This window comes from Trebonia sp., from assembly GCF_030042015.1.
Taxonomy (GTDB): domain Bacteria; phylum Actinomycetota; class Actinomycetes; order Streptosporangiales; family Streptosporangiaceae; genus Trebonia.
Genome location: NZ_JASIAL010000241.1, coordinates 1 through 22,719, shown reverse-complemented (window position 1 = coordinate 22,719; position 22,719 = coordinate 1). Strand labels below are relative to the sequence as shown.

General features: G+C 68.5%; 19 protein-coding genes and 2 pseudogenes. 8 read left to right on the top strand and 13 right to left on the bottom strand.

Annotated features, from left to right (window positions below; genetic code table 11):
* Positions 1–105: 105 nt before the first annotated feature.
* The gene (locus Q1N79_RS12775; protein WP_300608678.1) at positions 106–1,161 is read left to right on the top strand and encodes an ABC transporter permease; all 1,056 of its coding nucleotides are present in this window, start codon (positions 106–108) and stop codon (positions 1,159–1,161) included.
* On the top strand, positions 1,158–1,979 hold the full coding sequence (locus tag Q1N79_RS12770) for an ATP-binding cassette domain-containing protein (protein ID WP_300608676.1): 822 nt from the start codon (positions 1,158–1,160) through the stop codon (positions 1,977–1,979). The genes Q1N79_RS12775 and Q1N79_RS12770 overlap by 4 nt, the downstream gene beginning before the upstream one ends.
* Here the strand turns inward: Q1N79_RS12770 and Q1N79_RS12765 are convergent.
* The 10 genes from Q1N79_RS12765 to Q1N79_RS12720 form a co-directional block, all read right to left on the bottom strand.
* Positions 1,976–2,668, bottom strand: a complete 693-nt coding sequence (locus tag Q1N79_RS12765; protein ID WP_300608674.1) for an L-ribulose-5-phosphate 4-epimerase — start codon at positions 2,666–2,668, stop codon at positions 1,976–1,978. The genes Q1N79_RS12770 and Q1N79_RS12765 overlap by 4 nt on opposite strands.
* The gene (gene araB / locus Q1N79_RS12760) at positions 2,665–4,377 is read right to left on the bottom strand and encodes a ribulokinase (protein WP_300608672.1); all 1,713 of its coding nucleotides are present in this window, start codon (positions 4,375–4,377) and stop codon (positions 2,665–2,667) included. The genes Q1N79_RS12765 and araB overlap by 4 nt, the downstream gene beginning before the upstream one ends.
* Before the next feature lie 85 nt (positions 4,378–4,462).
* On the bottom strand, positions 4,463–5,491 hold the full coding sequence (locus tag Q1N79_RS12755; RefSeq protein ID WP_300608670.1) for a LacI family DNA-binding transcriptional regulator: 1,029 nt from the start codon (positions 5,489–5,491) through the stop codon (positions 4,463–4,465).
* A gap of 156 nt (positions 5,492–5,647) precedes the next feature.
* The gene (locus Q1N79_RS12750; RefSeq protein ID WP_300608668.1) at positions 5,648–6,640 is read right to left on the bottom strand and encodes an alcohol dehydrogenase catalytic domain-containing protein; all 993 of its coding nucleotides are present in this window, start codon (positions 6,638–6,640) and stop codon (positions 5,648–5,650) included.
* A gap of 171 nt (positions 6,641–6,811) precedes the next feature.
* Positions 6,812–7,027, bottom strand: coding sequence for a hypothetical protein (locus tag Q1N79_RS12745; protein WP_300608666.1), 216 nt, complete (start codon positions 7,025–7,027; stop codon positions 6,812–6,814).
* A gap of 32 nt (positions 7,028–7,059) precedes the next feature.
* Positions 7,060–8,220 carry a xylose isomerase gene (xylA, locus tag Q1N79_RS12740; protein WP_300608664.1) on the bottom strand — a complete coding sequence of 387 codons (1,161 nt, stop codon included), beginning with the start codon at positions 8,218–8,220 and terminating at the stop codon, positions 7,060–7,062.
* 38 nt (positions 8,221–8,258) lie between these two features.
* Entirely contained in the window at positions 8,259–8,501 is a 243-nt protein-coding gene (locus Q1N79_RS12735; protein ID WP_300608661.1) for a hypothetical protein, read from the bottom strand.
* Positions 8,498–9,325 carry a carbohydrate ABC transporter permease gene (locus Q1N79_RS12730; protein ID WP_300608659.1) on the bottom strand — a complete coding sequence of 276 codons (828 nt, stop codon included), beginning with the start codon at positions 9,323–9,325 and terminating at the stop codon, positions 8,498–8,500. The genes Q1N79_RS12735 and Q1N79_RS12730 overlap by 4 nt, the downstream gene beginning before the upstream one ends.
* Positions 9,325–10,200: a carbohydrate ABC transporter permease gene (locus tag Q1N79_RS12725; protein WP_300608657.1), complete on the bottom strand. Its 876-nt coding sequence runs from the start codon at positions 10,198–10,200 to the stop codon at positions 9,325–9,327. The genes Q1N79_RS12730 and Q1N79_RS12725 overlap by 1 nt, the downstream gene beginning before the upstream one ends.
* A gap of 104 nt (positions 10,201–10,304) precedes the next feature.
* A complete protein-coding gene (locus Q1N79_RS12720; protein ID WP_300608655.1) occupies positions 10,305–11,501 on the bottom strand; it encodes an extracellular solute-binding protein in 1,197 nt (398 codons plus the stop codon).
* Positions 11,502–12,058: 557 nt separating this feature from the next.
* On the opposite strand from Q1N79_RS12720, the gene Q1N79_RS12715 reads away from it, so the two are divergent.
* From Q1N79_RS12715 to Q1N79_RS12690, 6 genes and pseudogenes are all read left to right on the top strand, one after another.
* Positions 12,059–13,078: a LacI family DNA-binding transcriptional regulator gene (locus tag Q1N79_RS12715; RefSeq protein ID WP_300608726.1), complete on the top strand. Its 1,020-nt coding sequence runs from the start codon at positions 12,059–12,061 to the stop codon at positions 13,076–13,078.
* Positions 13,075–15,525: a glycoside hydrolase family 3 N-terminal domain-containing protein gene (locus Q1N79_RS12710; protein ID WP_367185064.1), complete on the top strand. Its 2,451-nt coding sequence runs from the start codon at positions 13,075–13,077 to the stop codon at positions 15,523–15,525. The genes Q1N79_RS12715 and Q1N79_RS12710 overlap by 4 nt, the downstream gene beginning before the upstream one ends.
* 407 nt (positions 15,526–15,932) lie before the next feature.
* Positions 15,933–16,484, top strand: a pseudogene (locus Q1N79_RS12705) (DUF4433 domain-containing protein); the annotation flags it as partial.
* 3 nt (positions 16,485–16,487) lie between these two features.
* A complete protein-coding gene (locus Q1N79_RS12700) occupies positions 16,488–17,555 on the top strand; it encodes a macro domain-containing protein (RefSeq protein ID WP_300608653.1) in 1,068 nt (355 codons plus the stop codon).
* Positions 17,556–17,657: 102 nt separating this feature from the next.
* Positions 17,658–17,852 (top strand): hypothetical protein, encoded by a 195-nt coding sequence (locus tag Q1N79_RS12695; protein WP_300608651.1) that lies wholly within the window; start codon positions 17,658–17,660, stop codon positions 17,850–17,852.
* A gap of 139 nt (positions 17,853–17,991) precedes the next feature.
* Positions 17,992–19,230 (top strand): ABC transporter ATP-binding protein, encoded by a 1,239-nt coding sequence (locus Q1N79_RS12690; RefSeq protein WP_300608649.1) that lies wholly within the window; start codon positions 17,992–17,994, stop codon positions 19,228–19,230.
* 147 nt (positions 19,231–19,377) lie between these two features.
* Here Q1N79_RS12690 and Q1N79_RS12685 read toward each other — a convergent pair whose 3' ends face one another.
* From Q1N79_RS12685 to Q1N79_RS12675, 3 genes and pseudogenes are all read right to left on the bottom strand, one after another.
* The gene (locus tag Q1N79_RS12685; protein WP_300608647.1) at positions 19,378–20,109 is read right to left on the bottom strand and encodes a hypothetical protein; all 732 of its coding nucleotides are present in this window, start codon (positions 20,107–20,109) and stop codon (positions 19,378–19,380) included.
* On the bottom strand, positions 20,093–21,772 hold the full coding sequence (locus Q1N79_RS12680; RefSeq protein ID WP_300608645.1) for an N-6 DNA methylase: 1,680 nt from the start codon (positions 21,770–21,772) through the stop codon (positions 20,093–20,095). The genes Q1N79_RS12685 and Q1N79_RS12680 overlap by 17 nt, the downstream gene beginning before the upstream one ends.
* Before the next feature lie 106 nt (positions 21,773–21,878).
* A pseudogene (locus Q1N79_RS12675) lies at positions 21,879–22,719 on the bottom strand (ISKra4 family transposase); the annotation flags it as partial.

Genomic DNA, 22,719 nt, shown 5'->3' with positions numbered 1-22,719 from the left:
CCCCGGGCACGGGAGCGCACAGCCGGCGGCGGGAGACTGTACCTGCGGACAGGCAGGCCAGTCCCCCGCCGTCGGCACGCGACTGAGCGGATGAGGAGAACCGATGTGAGCGAGACAACCCAGCAGACCGGCAGGCTGATCGGTGAGCCAGGCGGCGGTCCCGGCCCGCAGAGCGCCACGATCGACATCCTGCGCGGGTGGCTCGGCATCTTCACCCGCCAGCGCGAGGCCACGATCCTGGTCGTCGCGGTCGCGCTGCTGCTGTACTTCGGCATCCACGACACCTCCGGCTTCGTCTCCCAGGCCAACGCCGTCGACCTGTTCTCGGCCCTCGCGGCGCCGATCATCATCATCGCCATCGGCGAGGTGATGCTGCTGATCTGCGGCGAGATCGACCTGTCGGCCGGCTTTATCTACTGCTTCGCGCCGTTCGTGATGTTCTTCATGAACGAGTACTACGGTGTGCCGGCCGTGCTGGCGATCATCCTCGCCCTGCTCTCCGGGCTGGTGGTCGGGTTCGTCAACGGCTTCTTCACGGTCACGCTCGGGGTTCCGTCGTTCATCACCACGCTCGGCACGGGGTTCATCCTCGCCGGGCTGGCGCTCACCTTGTCGCACGCCGAGCCCAAGGACATCCCGCCCGCCACCGTCACGATCGGGTCGTGGCTCGGCACCGACGCGTGGTCGCAGTTCATCTGGGCCGTCGTCCTTGTCGCGATCTTCCACGTCGTGCTGACCCGGACGCGGTGGGGCCTGTACACGGTCTCCACCGGCGGCAACCAGCTCGGGGCGCGCGAGGCGGGCATCAACGTGGGCCGGATCAAGTACGGCAACTTCATGATCACTGGCGTGCTCAGCGCGCTCGTCGGCCTCCAGGTCGCCTTCTACACCAACACGATCGACCCGCTGGCCGGCCAGTACCTGCCGATGTTCTACAGCGTGACCGCGGCCGTCATCGGCGGCACCGCGATGCTCGGCGGATCGGGCACCATCCTCGGCGCCTTCCTCGGCGCGATCGCGCTGGCCACCCTGATCGACGGCTTCGACGTCGAGGGGATCAACGCGAACTCGGTCCAGATCGTGTTCGGCGCCGCGATCCTCATCGCGATGGTCGCGAACGTGCAGCTAGCCAGGGCGCGCGGGAGAGGGAGGACGTCATGACGTCACAGCCGCTGGATCCGGGACCGGCCGCGCCCGGCGGCGACGGCCAGGCGCCCGGGGGCGACGTGCTGCGCGCCGAGCACATCGCCAAGCGGTTCGGCGCGGTCACCGCCCTCGTGGACATCAACCTGCGGCTCGGCCGCGGCGAGGTGCTCGGCCTGCTTGGCGACAACGGCGCGGGCAAGTCGACGCTGATCAAGATCATCTGCGGATTCCAGCCGCCCGACTCCGGCCGGCTGGTGGTCAACGGCCACGAAGTGGTGCTCAAGTCCGTCGACCAGGCCAGGGCGCTGGGCATCGACGTCGTTTACCAGGATCTCGCGCTGATCAACCAGCTCACCGTCTACCACAACATTTTCCTCAAGCGTGAGCGCATCCGGTGGCCGCTGCTGAACAACCGGTCGATGCGCTCGATCGCACGCCAGTATCTCGACGAAATGGGGATCAGCATCCCGTCGGTGGACGTCCCTGTCGCCAGCCTGTCCGGCGGGCAGCGGCAGGCGATCGCGGTCGCGCGTTCTGTCTACTCGAACGCCAAGATCCTGCTGCTCGACGAGCCGCTTGCCGCGATGGGCGCGAAGGAGGCGGCGATCATCCTGGACCTGGTCCGCGACCTGAAACAGCGGGGCGACGTGTCGGTCATCATGATCGCGCACAACTACGGCCAGGTGCTGGAGATCTGCGACCGGATCAACCTGCTGCAGCACGGCCAGATCACGCTGGACAAGGCCAGCAAGGACACCTCGGTGCAGGAACTCAACGACATCGTGGTGGCCGAGTACCGGCGGGCCATGGAGCAGCGCCAGCGCTCGGCCTAGCGCTGGCCGTACTCGTTCTGGTAGCGGCGGTACAGGGCGTCGATCTGGTCCCGCGGCAGCGGGGTGAGCTCACCACGGCTCGCGGCCAGGTGGACGGTGCAGGCCGCGTCCTCGCACATGACGGCCGCCTTCACCGCGTCGCGCGGGGTGGGGCCTACCGTGAACACCCCGTGACTGCGCAGCAGCACGGCCGGCGAGCGATGCCCGGACAGCGTCGCGACCACGGCGCGGCCGATCTCGTCGCCGCCGATCGGCGCGAACGGCCCGAGCGGTATCTCGCCGCCGAACTCATCGGCCATCGCGGTCAGCACGCACGGGATCGGCTCGCCGCGGGCCGCCCACGCGGTCGCGTACCTGGAGTGGGTGTGCACCACTCCCCCGACCTGCGGCATGTGCCGGTAGATGTAGGCATGCGACGCGGTGTCGCTCGACGGCGCCAGCTCGCCGGAAACCCGGGCGCCGGCCAGGTCGCAGACGACCATCGAGTCCGGCGTCAGGTCGGCGTAGCTGACCCCGCTCGGCTTGATCACCAGCAGGTCGGTGCCCGGCACCCGGCCCGACACGTTGCCTGACGTCCACACCACCAGTCCGTTGCTGACCAGGGCCGTGTGCAGTTCGGCGACGGTGTGCCGCAGCTCGCGGATGGCGGCGCTGACGGCGGGGTCCGCCAGGACCGCGCCGTCCGTCATGGCCGCACCCGGTCTTCTGCGCGGCCGGGGCTGATCACCCGGTCACGAAGGGCGCGGAGCCGGTGCATGACGTCGTTGGCGCCCCGGCCGAAGTAGTCGTGCAGCAGGACGTACTCGGCGTAGAGCTGGTCGTAGACGCCCGCGGCACGCGGGTCGGGGGTGTAGGCGACCCCGGTCGTGCGTCCCATGGCCGCCGCCGCGGCCGGCACATCGGGGTAGGCGCCCGCGGCCACGGCCGCGTGAATCGCGGAACCGAGCGCGGGCGCCTGGGCCGACTCGACCAGGTGCAGCGGCCTCCTGGTCACGTCGGAGTAGATCTGCATGAGGAACTCATTCCGCATCAGCCCGCCGGCCACGACCAGCTCGGTGACCGGCAGGCCGGCCGCCTCGAAGGCGTCGACGATCACCCGCGTGCCGAAGGCCGTTGCCTCCACGAGCGACCGGTATATGTCCGGCGCGCGGGTGGCCAGGGTGAGGCCGACGATCGCGCCGGACAGGCGATGGTCGACAAGCACGCTGCGGTTCCCGTTCAGCCAGTCCAGGGCGATCAGGCCGGACGCGCCCGGCGGCTGGCCCGCCGCCTGCTCCGACAGCAGCTCGTGCACGGTAAGCCCGCGGCCGGCCGCCGCGGCGTGGTACTCCGGCGGCACGGCGTGGTCGGCGAACCAGGCGAAGATGTCGCCGACCCCGGTTTGCCCGGCCTCGTAGCCCCACGACCCGGCGACGATCCCGCCGTCGACCGCCCCGCACATGCCCGGCACCTCGGCAAGCACGCCGGCGTTCATCACGTGGCAGTTGGAGGTGCCCATGATGGCCACCAGCTGACCGGGGGCGAGCGCGTTCGCCGCTGGCGGGGTCACGTGCGCGTCTACGTTGCCGACCGCGACGGCGATTCCCTCGGGCAGGCCGGTCCAGCTCGCCGCGCGCGCGGCGAGCGCCCCGGCCCGGCTGCCCAGCGCGAGGATCGGGTGCGCGAGCTTGTCGTCGGCGAATCCGGCGAAGCCGGGGTTGAGCGCCGCAAGGAAGCCACGGGACGGATAGCGCCCGTCCTGGAAGATGCCCTTGTACCCGGCGGTGCACGCGTTCCTGGTCTCGACGCCGGTCAGCTGCCAGATGATCCAGTCCGCCGCCTCGATCCACCGCCGGGCGAGCCCGTAGACGTCCGGGTCCTCCTCGAGGAGTTGCAGCGCCTTCGCGAACTGCCATTCGGCCGAGATCTTCCCGCCGTACCTGGCGAGCCACGGCTCGCCGCGGGAGCGGGCCAGCTCGTTGATGCGGTCCGCCTGGGGCTGGCTGGCGTGGTGCTTCCAGAGCTTCGGATACGCATGCGGCCGGTCCGCCAGCCCGGCGAACTCACACAGTGGCGTCCCGTCGGCGAGCACGGGCAGCACCGTGCAGGCGGTGAAGTCCGTGGCGATGCCGATGACCTGGGCCGCGGCGATGCCAGCCTCGGCCACTGCCGCGGGGACTGCCGTCCGCAGCACATCCAGGTAATCCGCGGGGTCCTGCAGCGCCCAGTCGGGCGGCAGCGGGCGGCCGGTGGCCGCTAGCGCGGCGTCCATGACGCCGTGCCGGTACTCATGGACGGCGGTGCCCAGTTCCGCGCCGTCGGCCACGCGGACAACCAGGGCGCGTCCGGACAGGGTGCCGAAGTCAACGCCGACCACGCAGGCATCCGGGTGGCAGATGTTAGCGTTCACATCCCGCATTCTCCGCCCTCCCGGCGGCCGATGCCATACCGGCCGACCGCGGGGGCGGCGGTCGCGGGCGTGGCGGGCGTGGCGGGCGTCGCGGCTAACCGCGGGGCGGCGGAGCCGAACTGAAACGCACGACGAGGTGCGGCATCATCGGCGAGGGCGACGGCTTGGTGCCCGCGTCGACCGTGATCTGGCCTATCAGCAGGTGCAGCGCCTGCTCGCCAAGCGCGCCGAAGTCCTGCCGCACCGTGGTGAGCGGCGGCCAGAAGTAGCCGGCCTCGGGGAGGTCGTCGAACCCGACCACGCTGATGTCCCGCGGCACGCGGCGACCGCGCTCCGCGGCCGCGCGGAGGAATCCGAGCGCCATCGAATCGTTCGCGCAGAACACGGCGGTCACGTCCGGGCGGGTGGCAAGCTCAAGTCCGATCTCGTACCCGGACCGCGCCGACCAGTCGCCGCGGAGCACCTCCGGTTCCGGCGCCCCTGCCGCGTGCAGCGCCTGCCGCCAGCCGTCGACCCGGTGCCTGCCGTCAAGCCAGCTGTCCGGTCCGGCGATCTGGTGCACGGTCCGGTGACCCAGGTCAAGGAGGTGCTGGGTTGCCAGCACGGCGCCGGCCACGTTGTCGATCTTGACTGACGGCAGCGGCGCGTTGGTGCCGCAGCCCACTGCCACCAGCGGAACGGTCGGCGCCAGCCCGGCCAGCGTCTCGACCGCGTCGCTCTGCGACGCGATCACGATGATTCCCGCGACGGCCTGGCCGAGGAACCGGTCCACCGCCTGGGCCAGCGACCACCGGTCGAGGGCAGACAGGCTGGCGACCGCGACGAAGTACCCCGGATGCGCCGCGCGCTCGATGCCGTAGAGCATGGAAGCCGGGCCATACAGCGTGGTATCGAAGCTGACCACGCCAAGCACGTTGGTCTTGCCTGTGACCAGGGTACGGGCCGCGATGTTCGGCCGGTAGCCGAGGTCGCGGATGGCCGCGAGGACATCGGCCTTGGTCGCCGGACTGACGTTCGGGTGGCCGTTCAGCACCCGGGAGACGGTCTGATGCGAGACGCCTGCCAGCCGTGCGACGTCCGCCATCACGGGCCGCCATGCCTGCGGATCTGCGGTCGCCGACACGCCGCCTCCAGTTAGCCCGCCGCCAGCACGCCAGTGTCCCGGCCGTTCTCTCAATGGTTGAAAAAAACTATATCCCACGTTGATGCCGGTAACGCTACCGTTCGGTCCCGCGGTCGGCCTGGCCCGCAGTGCGGCCCGCACCGCGGGCGCCGCGGTTCACGGCGTGACGATCACCTTGAGCCCAGTCCGCCGCTGGGCGGCGGCGAAGGCATCGGCCACATCGGTGAGCGGTGCCTGCCGGGACAGCAGCGGGTCCAGGGACACGACGCCCCGCGCGGCAAGGCCGATCGCGCGGGGGTACACGTCGTTCATGCGCCGCACCATGGCGATCGTCAGCCCTTTGCGGCGCGCGAGCGACGCGGGAAACGTCGTCATGTCCGCGTCCGGTATGCCGCCGAGCACCACCCGCCCGCCCGGCCGCACGGATTCCATGGCCCGCCGCACGGCCTCGTCGTTCCCGGCCATTTCGAACGCGACGTCGGCTCCGTACGCCGACAGGCCATCCGCGGGCGTCGAGATCTCGTCCGCGCCGCACATGCCCGCCGCCTGGCGGCGGTGCGCCAGCGGCTCGACGGCGAGGACCCGGCTCGCCCCGGCGGCCCGCAGCAGCTGAACGAGCAGCAGCCCGATCGGCCCGCAGCCGACCACCGCCGTTCGCCCGCCGAACCGCACATGCCCGAGGTCCAGCGCGTGCAGCGCGACGCCGAGCGGTTCGAGCATCGCCCCGGCGGCGTCGCCGACCTCGTCAGGCAGCGGGTGCAGCAGGCGGTCCGGCCACGGCATGAGCTGGCGCAGCATGCCGTCGGTCCCGCCGTGCCCGGCGAACCTGATCCGGTAGCACAAGTTCCGGTAGCCGTCACGGCAGGCGCGGCACTCCTCGCACGGGATGGCCGGGTCGATCGCGACCCGCTGCCCGCGGCGCGGCCCGGCCGCGATCTCGCCGGCGCCCTCGTGCCCGAGGACGAGCGGATGCGCCAGCGTCGCGTCGCCGATGCCGCCTTCGGTCCACCAGTGCAGATCGGACCCGCAGATCCCGACCGCGGTGACCCGCACCAGGGTCTCGCCGGCATCGGCCGCGGGCACCGGCTCATCAGCCACCCGGATGTCGCCGGTCCGGTAAAGTCGCGCTGCCAGCATGCTCTCGCCCATCACCAGCCAGGATATGCCTGCTCCGCGCTAGAGGCGGTCTCCCCTGGCGCCCCACCAGTCCCGGAAATGCCACTTTGGACACTCCATGTATGGACATTCCGGACATTCCGGGCGACAAAACGTCACGGAGTGTGCAAAGTGCACGCCAGATGCCCCTTGTGACCGATGGGGTCAGGAGGCGTCGTCGGGGAAGCGCCGTTCGGCTGGCCGCAGGATGCGACCCGACAGGCGCCTGCGCTCGTCGCGCTCGGCGTACAGCTGGGTCAGCCGCCTGAGCTCGTGCTCGCCCTCATCTGGCGGCAGGTCCCTGATGGACGCCTCGAGCGATTCGACCTCGCGGTCCAGCTCCGCGGTCGTGAGCTGCCAGGGCGGCATCGGGCTGGTCATGGCGACGTCGGCGGGGCGCGCGGGGCGACCGCTCAGCGGACGCCGTAGAGGTGTTCCATGGCGAGCTGGTCCAGGTGCTCGTAGCCCATCCCGCGGCGGCCGAGTGCGTCGGCATCCACGGTCACGTCGCGCACGTCGCGCCAGGTCTCCCCCGGTGCGAGCGTGGGCGCGGCGAGCTCCGGCGCGCGGGCGGCGCGCAGCGCCTCGGCAACCTCGGGGTCGGCCCGGAACGCGCGTACCTTCTCGCGCAGGATCAGGTAGTTCCGCATGCACGCGGCGGCCGACGCCCAGACGCCGTCGTCGTCCTCCGTGCGCGGCGGCTTGTAGTCGAAGTGCACCGGGCCGGAGTAGCCCCCGGCGAGCAGCGTGTCCACCACCCAGAACGCGCCCCGCACGTTCCCTGCGCCGAACCGCAGGTCCTGGTCGTAGCGCGGACCGTGCTGCCCGTTCAGGTCGATGTGGAACAGCTTGCCGTGCCACAGCGCCTGGGCGATGCCGTGCGCGTAGTTCAGGCCGGACATTTCCTCGTGGCCGACCTCGGGGTTGACTCCGACGAGCTGCGGGTGCTCGAGCGAGTTGATGAAGGCGAGGGCGTGCCCGACGGTGGGCAGCAGGATGTCGCCGCGCGGCTCGTTCGGCTTGGGCTCGACCGCGAACCGGATCTGGTAGCCCTGGTCGAGAACGTACTGGGTCAGCAGGTTCAGTCCCTCGGCGTACCGGTCGAGCGCCACCCTGATGTCCTTGGAGGCGCCGTGCTCGGCACCCTCCCTGCCACCCCAGAACACGTACACCCGCGCGCCCAGCTCGGCGGCCAGGTCCAGGTTGCGCATGACCTTGGCGAGGGCGAACCGGCGCACCTCGCGCTCGTTCGCGGTGAACGCGCCGTCCTTGAACATCGGGTGCCAGAACAGGTTCGTGGTGGCCGTGGTGACCACCAGGCCGGTCTCATCGAGCGCCTTGCGGAACGCCGCGATCCGCTCGTCCCGATCGGCTGCGGACGCGCCGAAGTCGAACACGTCGTTGTCGTGGAAGTTCACGCCATAGGCACCGAGCTCGGCGAGCTTGCGGACCGCGCGATCGGCCGGCATCGGCGGGCGGACCGCCGTACCGAAGACATCCGTCCCCTGCCATCCCACCGTCCATATCCCGAACGAAAAGTGGTCTTCCCTGGTCGGCACGTAACTGTCGGTCACGGGTAACTCCTCTCTGGGCACCCTCTGGCGCGCGCGGGTCAGTCCGCGGCAGGCTGCGCCGACCGGGAGACGACCTCGCACAGATCCCTATTCTCCTCGCAGTTGGCGAAGGCGAAAGACCCACCAAGAGCGACGCACTCGTCCTCCGGCGCGTCCGCGAAGCAGGCGGCGAACTCGCCGGACAGCGGCTCGGCGAAGCAGCTGTTCAGCACGAGCTGCAGCCACGGGAGCCGCGGAGCGGACGAAAGACCGTCCGTGCCCGGGATGGCTGCCTCGCTCATCGCGCCACTATTCCGCCCAGGCTGTTCATCACCTGGCGGCGCATGAACACGAACAGCACGAGCAGCGGCAGCACCGACAGCAGCACGCCTGCCATCACGGCAGGCACGTTGATCGAGTACAGGCCCTCCAGCCTGGTCAGGCCGAGCGGCAGGACCGCGACGCTGTTGCTGGTGGTCAGCACCAGCGGGAGCAGGAAGTTGTTCCACACGTTCAGCCCGTTGTAGATCGCCAGCGTCGCCATCACCGGCCGCGACAGCGGCCAGATGAGCTGCCTGAAGACGGTCCACTCGGTCCCGCCGTCGACGAGCATGGCGTTGATCAGGTCACGCGGGATGTCCCTGACGAAGCTCACCATGATGAGCACGGACACCGGGATCGCCGCCGCGCTGAGCGTGAGGATCAGCGCGAACAGCGTGTCGTACAGGTGCATCTTGTAGATGAGTATGTAGATCGGCACGATGATCGCCTGGATCGGGATCGCCAGCCCGAACAGCATGATCGTGAACGAGACGCCGACCGCCCTCGAGTTCCGCCGGATGATCCGGTACGCCGCCCCGAGCGAGAGCGTCGCGGTCACCGCGATGCAGACCGCCGTGAGGATCACGCTGTTCAGCGCGTACGTGCCGAGGCCGGCGGCGAATACCGTGCGGTACGAGCTGACGGACAGGCCGCCCGCCGGTATCCACGGGTTGGCGGTCAGGTACGTGCCCTGGGTGCGGAAGCTGGCCAGGATCATGTAGTACAGCGGCGCGACGACGATGACCAGCCACCCGGTGGCGAGCACGACCGGCACCGCCCGCCCGGGGCGCAGCCGCGACCACATCAGGCCGCTCCTTCCTGCTGGCTCGTCATCGACGCGAACCCGCTGAACCTGACCAGGCCGACCGCCACCGCGATCCCGATGATGCCGAGGACGACGGCGAGCACGCTGGCATACCCGTACTGGTCCTGCTGGAACGCGACGCTGTACATGTCGAGCGACAGCACGCGCGTCGCGTATCCCGGACCGCCGTCGGTCATGATGTAGATGATGTCGAAGTAGGTGAGCGAGCCGACGATCATCAAGATGCCCGAGGTGACGATCGTGTACCGCAACTGCGGGAGGGTCACCCGCCAGAACATCTGCGCCGGGCTGGCGCCGTCGATCCTGGCGGCCTCGTAAAGGACCGCGGGGATCTGCCGGCGGCCGACCGCGTACAGCAGCGTGTGGAACGGGATGAACTGCCACGCGATGATCGCGATTATCACGTACAGCGTCAGGCTCGGGCTGCCCAGCCAGTTCTGGGTGAGGAACGACAGGTGCCATGAGTTCGACAGCGAGGTGAGCGCGCCGAAGGTCGGGTCGAGGAACGACTCCCACATCAGCGCGATGCCCGCGGTGGACAGCAGCAGCGGGAGCACGAAGATCGTGGCGTACACCGTCCTGTAGCGCTGCCTGCCCGCTGTGAACAGGCCGAGCGCCATCGAGATCGGCGTCTGGATCGCGTAGCTCAGCACCACGACCTTGAGGGTCACTTCCACGGATGTGCGCGCCACCGGATCGTGGAAGAACTGCGCCCAGTTCGACCAGCCGGCCCATGCCGGGGTGCCGAGGCCGTTCCAGGTGACGAAGCTCATCGCGACGGCGAGGATCATCGGGATGACGATGAAGAGGCAGAACAGCACCATGGGCGGGCCGACCCCGACCAGGTCGGCCACCCAGCTGCCCTTCCGCTGGCGAAGCCTGCGCCCGCTCCGCGGAAGGGAGTGCGGAGCGGGCGCAGGGGTGGCGCCGGCGGAGCCTCCCGCGGCGGCTTGCGTGGTCACGAGGTCGACTTAGCCTCCGCGTTCAGAGTGGACTCGAACTTGGCCGGGCTCTCGGTGAGCGTGAAGATGTCCTCAAGGTTGGTGAGCATCACGGTCGCCACCGCCGGGGTCATCGCCTGGTCCCAGGAGTACTGGAAGCTCGGCGCCGACTGAACGGAATCGTAGATGGTCGTGTCGTAGGAGGCGAGCGACTGGCCGGCGAACAGCGAGGACGCGCCCGTCACGACCGGCACCTCGCCCGCCGCGATTTCGGCCTTGGCGTAGGCCTGCGAGGTCAGGTAGTCGGCGAAGAACTCCTCGGCGACGGTCTTCTGCGCCGCGGTCGCGTTGGCCGAGATCGCGACGTAGCTGGCCGTGTTGCCTGCCAGGTCGGCCGGGTTGCCCGTCCCGCCTGCCACGGTCGGGAACGAGGCCATGCCGTCGTAACCGTCCTTCACGAAGGACGGGTCCGAGCCGAGGATGCTGGAGATGTCCCAGTCACCCATCAGCTGCATGGCCGCCTTGCCGCTGTAGACAAGCGCGTCGGAGGCGCCGCCGCTGTAGTGCGTCGAGGCGTAGCCGGTCTGGAACGCTCCGGCCTTGACCAGATCCTGGATGTCGGTCAGCGCCTGCGTGACCGCGGGGTTCGACCAGCCGTTGGCCGCGTTGGACTGGAGCGCGTCGGCGACGGTCGGCCCGCCGATCCGGTCGGTGAGGTACTCAAGGAACATCAGGCCCGGCCACTGGTCACCCTCGGCGAGCGAGATCGGGATGACGCCGTCGGACTTCAGCGTGGCCACCGTGGACAGCAGCCCGCTCCATGTCGTCGGGAACGTGAGGTGGTACTTGTCGAAGATCTGCTTGTTGTAGAAGAAGTAGACCGGCTGGGTACCCTCGACCGGGACGCCGTAGACTTGGCCCTGGTAGGTGACCGCCCCGAGCGAGGACGGCAGGAAGTCCGACAGCCAGGAAGCGGTGCTCGTGGTGCCGAGCGAATCGACGTCGCCGGCCTTGATGTACTCCTGCAGCGTGCCGCCGCCCCAGGACCAGAAGATTGTCGGCTCGTTGTGGGCACCCATCGCGAGCTGGATCTTCGTCTTGTACGACTGGTTCTCGACGAAGTCGATGGTGATCTTGTCGCCAGGGTGGCTGTTCTCGAAGGACGTGACCAGGTTTTGTATCGCGGTGTTGGCGGGGCTCGGGCCTGTGGTCACCAGCCACATGGTGTCCGTCGCGACGGAGCTGGCGGGCGCGGTTGAGCTGGTGGGGGTGGTGGTAGTGGAAACGCTTGAGCTTGAACTTGAGCTGCCGCTGCTACACGCGGCGACCGCAGTTGCCGTGGCCACCGCGACTGCGATGGCGGCGAGTACCCGGCTGCTACGCATGGATGGTCATCTCCTGAGGGGTCGGCCCGAGGCAGACGGACGGCATTGCAGGCGCTGCTGCCGACCGGGCGTTTCGAAAGTTTTTAGCAACACTTTCGACGTGCCGTCATCGTAAAATCGCCGCGCTGCCGTGGTCAACCCCTCGTTCCCACTGTGTTACCTTCTTTTTTTCCGGGCTGGTCTCGGAGCTCTTGGTCAGCTTGGAGAGATTCCCATGACCAAGCGATTCGCGTACGATGCAGCATGGACATGGCGTCCCAGGGGGAGCATGTGCTGGCAGAAAGTTTCGGTTTGAACAGTCGAAAGGTGGCGCTGTGCGGCAACAGGAAGAGGGAACCGCGCGGCAGCAGCAGGGCGCAACGGCGCGGCGGCGCGACCCTCAGCGGCTGCTAGAGCGCAGGACCACGCTCGCCGCGATCGCCGCCGAGGCCGGTGTCTCGCTGCCCACGGTGTCGAAGGTGGTCAACGGCCGCCCGGACGTCGCCCCGTCCACGAGGGCACGGGTGGAGGAGCTGCTCGACCTGCACCAGTACGCGCGAAGCGGCCTGCGCAGGCGCCGCCGCTCAGGACTTGTCGACCTCGTGTTCAACGGGCTGGACAGCCCGTGGGCGGTGGAGATACTGCGCGGCGTGGAGGAATGGGGTGCGCTGCACGAGACGGCGGTCGCGGTCTCCTCGGTGCGGCACGGCGACGCCCGTCCCGCGAGCTGGACGAGCGCGCTGGCCAGCCACGACACCGACGGCGTGATCCTGGTGACGACCAAGCTGACCGACACCCAGCTCGGCCAGCTCCGCAGCGCGGGCATCCCGCTCGTGGTCATCGACCCGGCGAACACCCCGCCGCCGGAGATTCCGAGTGTCGGCGCGACCAACTGGGCGGGCGGCCTGGCCGCGACCGAGCACCTGCTCGGCCTCGGGCACCGCCGGATCGCCGCCATCACCGGGCCGATCGACTACCTGTGCAGCCTGGCGCGGCTTGACGGCTACCGGTCCGCGCTCGAGCGGGCAGGCGTGCGGTTCGACCCCGGGCTGGTGCGGTACGGCGACTTCCAGCACGAGGGCGGTTTCGCGCGCGCCGTCGAGCTGCTCGAACTCGCGCAGCCGCCGACGGCCATCTTCGCGGGCAGCGACCAGCAGGCGTTCGGGGTCTACGAGGCGGCTCGCCAGCACGGCCTGCGGATACCCGAGGACCTCAGCGTGGTCGGCTTCGACGAGCTGCCGGTTGCCCGCTGGGCATCCCCGCCGCTGACCACCGTCCGGCAGCCGCTCGCCGAGATGGGCAGCGCCGCCGCGCAGATGCTCGGCGAGCTGATCGAAGACCGGCCGCTGCGCTCGACCCGGGTCGAGCTGTCCACCGAACTCATCATGCGCGAGTCGACTGCCGCTCTCCGGGAGCGCTCGCAGTGACACAACCGCTGGACAAAACCGAACTATCCGAGATGCCGGAAGGGAGCGGGACGGGGGTGGCCGAGGGGGGCGCTACGGGGGTGGCGGAGCGCGACCGCGACGCGGAAGCGTGGCGCGATCCCGGCTGCCCGGTGGACGAGCGCGTCGCCGACCTGCTCGCCAGGATGACGCTGGCGGAGAAGATCGCGCAGCTCGGCAGCGTCTGGATGGGCGCCTCCGGTGACGGGGACGGCGTCGCCCCGTTCCAGGACCAGTTCAGCCACGAGCTGGCACCGCTGGAGGAGCTGATCTCCCTCGGCATGGGGCAGCTGACGCGGGTGTTCGGCACCCGGCCCGTGGACCCCGCCGCGGGGATGCGCGCGCTGGCCGCCCTGCAGGCGCGGGTGGTGGCCGCCAGCCGGTTCGGCATCCCGGCGGTCGCGCACGAGGAGTGCCTGACCGGCTTCGCCGCGTGGACCGCGACGATCTTCCCTACCCCGCTCGCCTGGGGCGCGACCTTCGACCCGGCCCTGGTCCGCGAGATGGCACGGGCCTTCGGCCTGACCATGCGCGCCATGGGCATCCACCAGGGCCTGGCGCCCGTCCTCGACGTGACCCGCGACCCCCGCTGGGGCCGCACGGAGGAGACCATCGGCGAGGACCCGTACCTGGTCGCGACCATCGGGACCGGCTACGTGCAGGGGCTGCAGTCCGCGGGCGTGCATGCGACGCTGAAGCACTTCGCCGGATACTCGGCCTCCCGGGCCGGCCGCAACATGGCGCCCGTGTCCATGGGCAGGCGTGAGTTCGCCGACGTCCTCGTGCCGCCGTTCGAGATGGCCATCAGGATCGGCGGCGCCCGGTCCGTGATGCCGACCTATGTCGCGACCGACGGCGTGCCCGCCACCGCCGACGCCGAACTGCTCGGGGCGCTGCTGCGCGACACGCTCGGCTTCGACGGCCTGGTCGTCTCCGACTATTACGCCGTCTCCTTCCTCGAGCTGCAGCACGCGGTCGCCGCGTCGCCCGCGGGCGCCGCCGCGCTTGCCCTGACGGCGGGCGTGGACGTCGAACTGCCAAGCGTGCGCTGCTACGGCACGCCGCTGCGGTCGGCGGCGACCGCCGGAGACGTCACGGTAGAGACCGTGGACCAGGCCGTGGCCCGCGTGCTGCGGCAGAAGTTCGAGCTCGGCATGCTCGACCCGGGCTGGTCCGCCGTCCCCGCCCTAGACCCCGCGGAAGACGGCGCCGCGGTGCCCGACCTGGATCCGCCCGCGCACCGCGGCATCGCCCGCCGCCTCGCCGAGGAGTCCGTGGTGCTGCTCGCCAACCCCGGCGGCGTGCTGCCGCTTGCCGGGCCGGCTGACCCGCGCCGCCAGGGGAAAGCCGCGAAGGTCGCGGTCGTCGGCCCGCTTGCCGACGACCCGCTGGCGTTCTTCGGCTGCTACAGCATGCCGCGGCACATGGCCACCAGCACCGATGGCGCCGGCGTGCGGGTCACCACCCTGCTGGCCGCGCTGCGCGAACAGCTGCCCGACGTGGTGTACGCGCCCGGCTGCGAGGTGCGCGGCACCGACAGGTGCGGGTTCGCCGGGGCAGTCGCGGCGGCCCGTTCTGTAGAAGTTGTTGTCGCGGTCGTGGGAGACCAGGCGGGGCTGTTCGGGCGCGGGACCTCCGGCGAGGGCTGCGACGTGACCGAGCTCAGGCTGCCCGGGGTGCAGGAAGACCTGCTGCACGCGCTCGCCGACACCGGCAAGCCCGTCGTCGCGGTGCTCGTCACCGGCCGGCCATACGCGATCGGTGGCGTGGCAGGCCGGCTCGCGGCCGTCGTGCAGGCGTTCTTCCCCGGTGAGGAGGGCGGGCACGCGATCGCGGACGTGCTGACCGGGCGCGTGGTGCCAAGCGGCAGGCTCCCCGTGGAGCTGCCCGGGTCGGCGGGGGCGCAGCCTTCGACGTACCTGCGGTCGCGGAACGCCGGGCGGCACGAGGGCAGTTCGGTCGACCCGACGCCGCTGTTCGCTTTCGGGCACGGGCTGTCGTACACGACGTTCGGCTACTCCGACCTCCTGCTGTCCCCGGACGAGGCACCGACCGACGGCACGGTGGAAATATCCTGCACAGTCCGTAACACCGGAACCAGAGCCGGCACGGAAGTCGTGCAGCTCTACCTCAGCGACCCGCAAGCCCAGGTCGTGCGGCCGGTCCGCTGGCTGGCGGGGTTCGCGCGGGTGCCGCTCGAGCCCGGGCAGGCCGGGCGCGTCGCCTTCCGGCTGCACGCCGACCGGACCGCGTTCACCGGCCTGGGCGGCGAGCGGATCGTCGAGCCCGGCGAGATCGGCGTCGCCATCGGGGGGGCCTGCGACGACCTGCCGCTGTCCGGGTCCTTCACGCTCACCGGCCCGGTCCGCGTGGTGGATTCCGGCCGGGTGCTTGTCACGCCGGTGTCGGTGCGCGACCTGCCCGGGTAGCCGTGTCGGCATGGTGCGTGCCTCTTGCCAGCGCGCCGGTTCGTGATCGAGGCGACTTACCCGCTCTGACGTAGCGGCTAACGGTATCGGCCGCTCCCGGCGTCATGCGGAGAGCGGCCTGCAGTATAGGCCTGGCCGCATCGCGCCGTGGCGGACGCCTGACGGCGCACGTCACGGAACCGCGCGGGTTGCTTGCCGCTGGAAGGTATCAGGAAACGAAGTGAAACGAGGTAAGCAAGGGATCCAGATACCGGAGGTACAGGCTGAATCCGTCGAAGGCAAGCCATGCCGGTGCTGGTAAGGCACCATAGGGCTGTGACCCGCCCGGTGCCTACCCCTGTGCTCCATATGACGCGGATCGAGCGACTTCCAAGCGTGATCGAGCACGGACTGCTGCCGACAATGCGTGCAGGCGACGACAGATCACTGGGGTTGAGATTGGGTATGACCATATCAAGCGGCGCCACGCCCTCCGCCTGGTGCCGTGCGGAGTCGGCGGCACCCTAGCTGACTACGTTCCCTTCTACTTCGCGCCACGAAGCCCGATGCTCTACGCCATAACGCGCGGCCTGGTCAGCGAGGAGGCCGCATGCACCGAACAGATCATCTACTTGGTGAGTTCCACTCAGACTCTGCGCAAGGCGGGGCTGACGGTGATTGCCAGCAACCGCCACGCGGAGCTGGGCTACGCGGAGATGACCGATCACGACGGGGACCTAGATGACGATGACTTCATCGATTGGCCCCTCATGACGGCGACGTACTGGAACAACACGCTGGACGATCCTGACCGCAAGGAACGCCGCCAGGCGGAGTGCCTCGTCCATCCGCGTGTTCCGTGGCAGGTCATCGAAGGAATCGCGACGAAGACCGGGCGTGCCCGTGCTGAGGTCGAGCGAGTACTGGGTGCGGCTGGTGTGTCGACCCCTGTCGTTGTCAGTGCCGAGTGGTATTTCTGAGGGATGCCGATGCCGATCACACGAGGTACTGGGAACCTCCTCACGCAGGACGTCGAGGCGCTCGTCAACACTGTCAACACCGAGGGCATCATGGGCAAGGGGATTGCCCTGCAGTTTAAGAGGGCGTGGCCCGCGATGTTCAAGGACTATGAGGCGGCCTGCAAGCGGGGTGAGGTCACGCTGGGTCACATGTATGTATGGGAGACCGGATCGCTGACTGGTCCTCGGTACATCATCAACTTCCCTACGAAGCGGCACTGGCGTGCCCGATCCAAGCTCATCGACATCGAGACCGGCCTCTACGACTTGACCCGGGTGATTCGCGAACTCGACATCACGTCCATCGCTATCCCACCCCTCGGATGCGGCAATGGCGGATTGGACTGGAGTGAGGTCGAGCCGCGGATGCTGCGCTCTCTCGAGCCGCTTGCTGGCGCTGTCGACGTACGCATCTTCGCTCCGAAAGGTGCTCCGAGCGCTGCCGAGCAGCCAAGCCGTGAACCGGCGCCGAAGCTGACGCCGGCTCGCGCCGCGTTGCTGGCGCTTATGCGGGAGTATGAGCGAGTTTCTTTTGAACCCCCTACGCTCGTTGAGGTACAGAAGCTCGCTTACTTCCTCCAGGTTAACGGGGAAGCGCTTCGGCTGGTCTTCAGCGCGGCTGTGTATGGTCCGTACGCGGACGAGCTGCGGAAATCGCTGCGCGCCATGGAAGGGCATTTCATCGTCGGTTTCGGGGACGGCTCATTGCCCATCACCAAGGCCGAGCCAATCCGGGTGAAGCCCGAGATCTACGAGGGACTGGATAGGTATATCGCCAGCCATCCGGCGACCGCCGCGCGGATCCATTCGGTACTAAGTGAAATCGAGGGTTTCGAGAGCACTTACGGATTGGAGCTCCTTGCGACAGTTCACTGGGTCATGACTCACGACGCCACAGCAATGGCGAATAGCGGTGTCGCCCACGAAGAGGTTCGCCGATGGAGTCAGCGCAAGTCCTCCCTCTTCACCCAACCGCACGTTGAGAGCGCCTGGCGCGTGGTGCATGAGCGAGGCCTTGCAGCAACCTCTTAGTGCCTAAACAGGACCCAAATCCCAAAGCCCTCGCCATGATCGTCGGCTCACCATCGAAGCGATGGGGTCCTTAGCGTCGAAGAACGCAATCGCGCTCTCCAGTTGGCGTCGGTACTCGCGCAACTCGAAAGTGGTCAGCGCTACCCTGCGTGCCGGATCACCGAGACCAGCCCGCAAGCCGCGCCCGGCCTGCTCGACCCCACCCAGGACGGCTACGACGACACCGACCACGACCCCGACCCCGACCGGCTCGAATCAATGTGGGATCTGGACAACCCCCTGGACGTGTCCGGCTAGGGCATGGCACGGCCCCTTGCCAGCGCGCCCGGCAAACATCAGAATTCACGGGAACCGGGAGAACCATCCCGTCCGCGGCCGCACCGGCGGCGACGGCGCGTGGTTAGCTCTGGGACACGGCTGACAAGGGAGTTCCCGCATGGCGCAGATTGTCCTTGACCACGTGGACAAGGTTTACCAGGGCAACGTCAAGGCCCTCGACGACCTGACCCTGGCGGTGAAGGAAGGCGAGTTCATGGTGCTTGTCGGGCCCTCCGGATGCGGGAAGTCGACCGCCCTGAGGTCGATCGCCGGGCTCGAGGAGATCACCAGGGGCACCATCTCCATCGGCAGCAAGGTCGTCAATGACCTGCCGCCCAAGGACCGCGACATTGCGATGGTCTTCCAGAACTACGCGCTGTACCCGCACATGACCGTGGAGGAGAACCTGGCGTTCGGCCTGAAGCTGCGCAAGACGCCACGGGCGGAGATCAAGCGGCGGGTCGGCGACGCGGCCAAGATGCTCGGTCTCGAGCCATACCTGTCCCGCAAGCCGGCCGCGCTGTCCGGCGGCCAGCGGCAGCGGGTCGCGATGGGCCGCGCGATCGTCCGCGAGCCGCAGGCGTTCCTGATGGACGAGCCGCTGTCGAACCTCGACGCCAAGCTGCGCGTCTCGATGCGGGCGGCGCTGAACCAGCTCCACGAGCGGCTCGGGACCACGACCGTGTACGTGACGCACGACCAGGTCGAGGCGATGACCCTCGGCAACCGGGTGTGCGTGCTGCGGGACGGCAAGCTGCAGCAGGCCGACACCCCGCAGACGCTGTTCGACTCGCCGGTGAACCTGTTCGTGGCCGGCTTCATCGGATCGCCTGCGATGAACTTCGCGCTTGCCGACCTCGTCCGCGACGACGGCCCTGCGGTGACCTTCGCCGGCTACCGGCTGCGGGTGCCCGCGTCCGTGCTCGACGCCAGGCGGGGCCTGGCCGACTACCTCGGCCGCAAGGTCATCCTCGGCATCCGGCCGTCCGACTTCGAGGACGGGTCCCTGGGTGACGCCTCGTGGGCGCGCCTGCCGGTCACGGTCGGGGTCACCGAGGAACTCGGCAGCGAGATCCACGTGATCTTCGCCATCGACGCGCCGCCCATCGAGCACGCGTCGATCACCAGCGCGGCGGCCGGCCAGGAGGACGAGGACGAGACGGTCGCGGCGCTCGCCGGGGGCAAGTCGCTGTGGACGGCGCGGGTGTCCGCGCGGTCTTCTGTGCGTCCGGGGCAGCCGCTCGAGCTCGCGGTGGACACCCAGCGACTGCACTACTTCGACCCCTCAAGCGGTGCGGCGATCGGGCACCCGCTGGCCGCCGAGGCCGCGATTCCGCGGGTTGGCGTTCCTGAATAGGCTGCACGCGACGGGGAACTTGAGGCCGCGGGATAGAAAGTGCGCTCCTGGGGGAGTGGCGGTCAGCCAGCGATGACGGGCGATGCGCTAGCGGACCAGAGTGGTGGTAGCATCGCAGCCCGCCCAGATCCGGCATGGTTGGTTGGTTCAGATTTTGCGGATGTTGCCGACGGCAGTTTCATAAAGATCGAAGTTGCGTTGTCCGACGAGTTCGACTAGCTCGGTCAGGGCTTGGTCGATATCTACAGTTTGTGTCTGGTCTGCGACGTGGTAGCAGTCGATTTTCGGGTTGAATGGATTGGGGTCCACGAGCAGCAGGTAGAGCCTTTCGAATTGTTCCTCGCGTCCCGCTGGATCCTGGCGTCCGGTGAACAAGCGAAGGCGGGGGAATGCGTTCTCGAAGGTGCTGCGGCGCTTGTCGGTGTAGTCATCGGCGGCTTGGGCGTCGAGGAAGAGCCAGCCTGACAGAACAGCGTAAGGGAAACGGCGGTGGAGAGTGACGGCTTCGACCGTGAGGTCACCGCGCCGGTTAGTCAGATTCTTCTGGAAATTTCCAGACTTGGAATCCCTGAACATAATGGTCTTGACGGAGCAAGCGAGCATTAGGCCGGATTCCTCGGTTGCCCAGGTGACGTCAACGCGTTTCGCCCCGATTCCGCCCGCGAGGCGGCGTTCTGCGCCGGAAAGGCCTATGTCCCCAGGGCCGGCAGGGCGAGCTTCGGTCATCCCACGGCGTCGCAATTCATCGGCGAAAGCGAGCGCGAGATTGTTGGACAGCTTCCCAACCCAAGGGTTTTTCTGGCCCTGGGGGGCATCGTCTGGAGGCTTGGGGCCAGCAGCTTTGATGGCCTGGGTCAGTAGGTCATCGATTTGTGTCACGGGGGCTGCTTCCCCGCGCAGTGCGACGCGCGGTCAGTTCGGCATGGGCTTCGCGGAGGTCCCGGACGGCGGCGCGGCTTAGGCCGAGTTCCCCGATGAGGATTACGTTGTCCACCAGTCGGACAGCCTCCATGAGGCGCGCGTTGCGTAGGTGCGTCGCCAGCTGAGGTCGCAGGGCGGTCAGTGCCGTGCACGTTGCCTCAATGAGCGCGGGTGAGGGGACAGGGAGGCGATCAGCCTCTTTCGGCTCGAGTTTGAGCATGCCGCCTCCGTAGGACCGGCCCACAGTCTCGGCTCCGAGCAAGGTCACCGTGTTAAGGGCTGCTAGCGGCAGAAGGTCGCGGCCGCGGTGGCGGAGCGCGGGATTGAGGTAAACGCCGTGGACGGAGTTGAGGTGGTGGGCTTTAGCTGAGTTGGCGCATAGACGAGGCGTATCCGCGTTCATGTAGGTGAGCAGCAGGTCAGCCGGGGGAACGAAGGGCGTTCGCCACCACGGGCTCCGGACTCGGCATTTGTACGCGCGGTCGACGCCGATGGCCTCGCCCTGCGCGATGTAGTCGCGGGCAGCAGGTGAGGGCTCGTCAGCGGGCCGGAAGAGCCACGTCGCCGAGCCAGTTTGCCCGAGTTCAGTGAGGGCTGATTGGGTGAAAGACAGGCCGCGGAGGTGACGTGACCCAGGTGGGGAAACGGGGATCAGGTCCATCGGCCGGAGCCGGAGGTCAGCGACTTTCTGCGGACTCAGCGCGAAGTATCGGTTGTTTCCAGTGACCATGCCGAGGGTGGTTTCTCCCCAGGTCTGGAGCGGCGAGAATTGTGCGCTAGCCGCAAGGTCTGCATAAGCAGTGAGGGCCTTGGCCGAGAGAAGGGATGGTGTCCACTTGCTCTCCGGAGCGTCTGGCCGCCATAGCCGTGGAAGGAGCGCCGTTGGGAGGTCGTCTGCATTGCGGGCCTGGTAGATGCGGCAATGCTCCGTCGGGCCGTTCGCGTAGTCGTCCGCCATCAGCAAAACGACTTCCTCGAGCACACCTGGGAAGACGCGCTCCTCGAAGAGCACCAGACCCACGCGAGCGAACTTCTCCATGAGCATTCGGCGGATGCCGGCCGCGTAGTTCACTGTAAGCAGCTCAGCGGGTAGCACTAGGGCAAGGCGTCCCCCAGGCTTTAGGAACAATGACGCGTGGACAGTGAAAGCTGCCCACGATGAGGCAAGGTTAGTCAGGGCGACGCCAGCGCGAAGGGCGGCTTCACGGGAGCGAGCGCGTGCGCCGCCAGTGAATTCCTGGTACCGGATGTAGGGAGGGTTACCTATCACAGCATCGTATGAAGCAGTCGGTTTCACGTCGAAGAAGTCGCCGACTTCAACGGATGCAGGGATCCCCGCGCTGTTAAGGAGGCTCAGCGCCCTCTGCGCGGATTCGGGGTGCAGTTCGATACCGTCAAGATGTGGAACAGCGACGCTATCGCGACAGGTATTGGCAAGGCCTGTGAGCTTGCTGGCTGCTGCGAGCAGGAAAGCGGCTTCACCGCAAGATGGCTCGAGAATAGCGTCGGCGGGTGACCTTATTGCCCAGTCTGTCAGGAAGCGGGCGAGCGGTTCAGGCGTGAAAAATGCCCCGCGCGCCTTCCGTGGGCTGGGAATACTGCTTGCGGAAGGCGTTGTCATAGTTCCGCAGTGTGTCACATGGGTCCGACAACCGGGGGCATATGGGACCGTGACGGGTGTGCGTCAGATTTGTAGGTAGGCAAGATCATCTTCGGGTGCGGGCATGTCAGGCGGCTCCTGTCTGGTTGTGACGGTGCTCGTAGAGGGCTTCGTGCTGGCTGCTGGCCTGCGCGCAGCGCAGGGTGATGATGGAGTCGGCGCCGTTGACGGTCCAGTGCATGCCGGACTGCTTGAGGCGCTGGCCGATGACGGCTTTGCAGCCTGCTTCGACGACGCCGGAGCCGACGAACAGGCCGCGTGAGCGGAACCAGTGGTAGCGCATGCGGGGTGCGTTGTTGAGGAAGTAGCCGAGTTCCCTGTCGGTCTCGTCCTTCTTGATGCCTTCGAGGGGGTATTCGCGGACGGCGGCGGCGATGCCGTCGATGTAGCCGTAGTCGAGGTCCTCGAGCCGGGCGGCAAGCCATTCGTCTTTGCGGTCGCCCAGCATGAACTCCAGGGAGCGGGTCAGGGAGTGCAGGTGCTCGCGGGCGTGGAACAGGTCGACGATGCAGGTGGCCTCGGGGAACGTGGCGGCGGCGAGGTTCCAGATCCAGGCGGCGCCGTCGCCGATGACGGTGAGCTGGCGGACGTGGTCCGCTCCGCGGCGGATGCCCTCGGCCTTGACCAGGCGCGCGAACGCGGCGGCGGGCTCAAAGGTGGCGATGTAGCTGGAAGACGCCCTGTCCCGGACCGGGTAGCCGTCGGCGTTCACCTTGTCCTGGGTGAAGAAGACGGCCATCTTGACCTCGCGGGTCCGCGCGCGGCCGTCCTCGCCCTTGCCGTCCCGCCCGGCGGTCTCCTTTGAGGTCACCGGGACGCCGGTGCCGTCGATCACGGCGTAGAGCTTGTCCGGCAGCGGGTCCGGCGGCAGCGGGACCAGCTTGCGCCTGGCGATGAGGCCGGCCCGG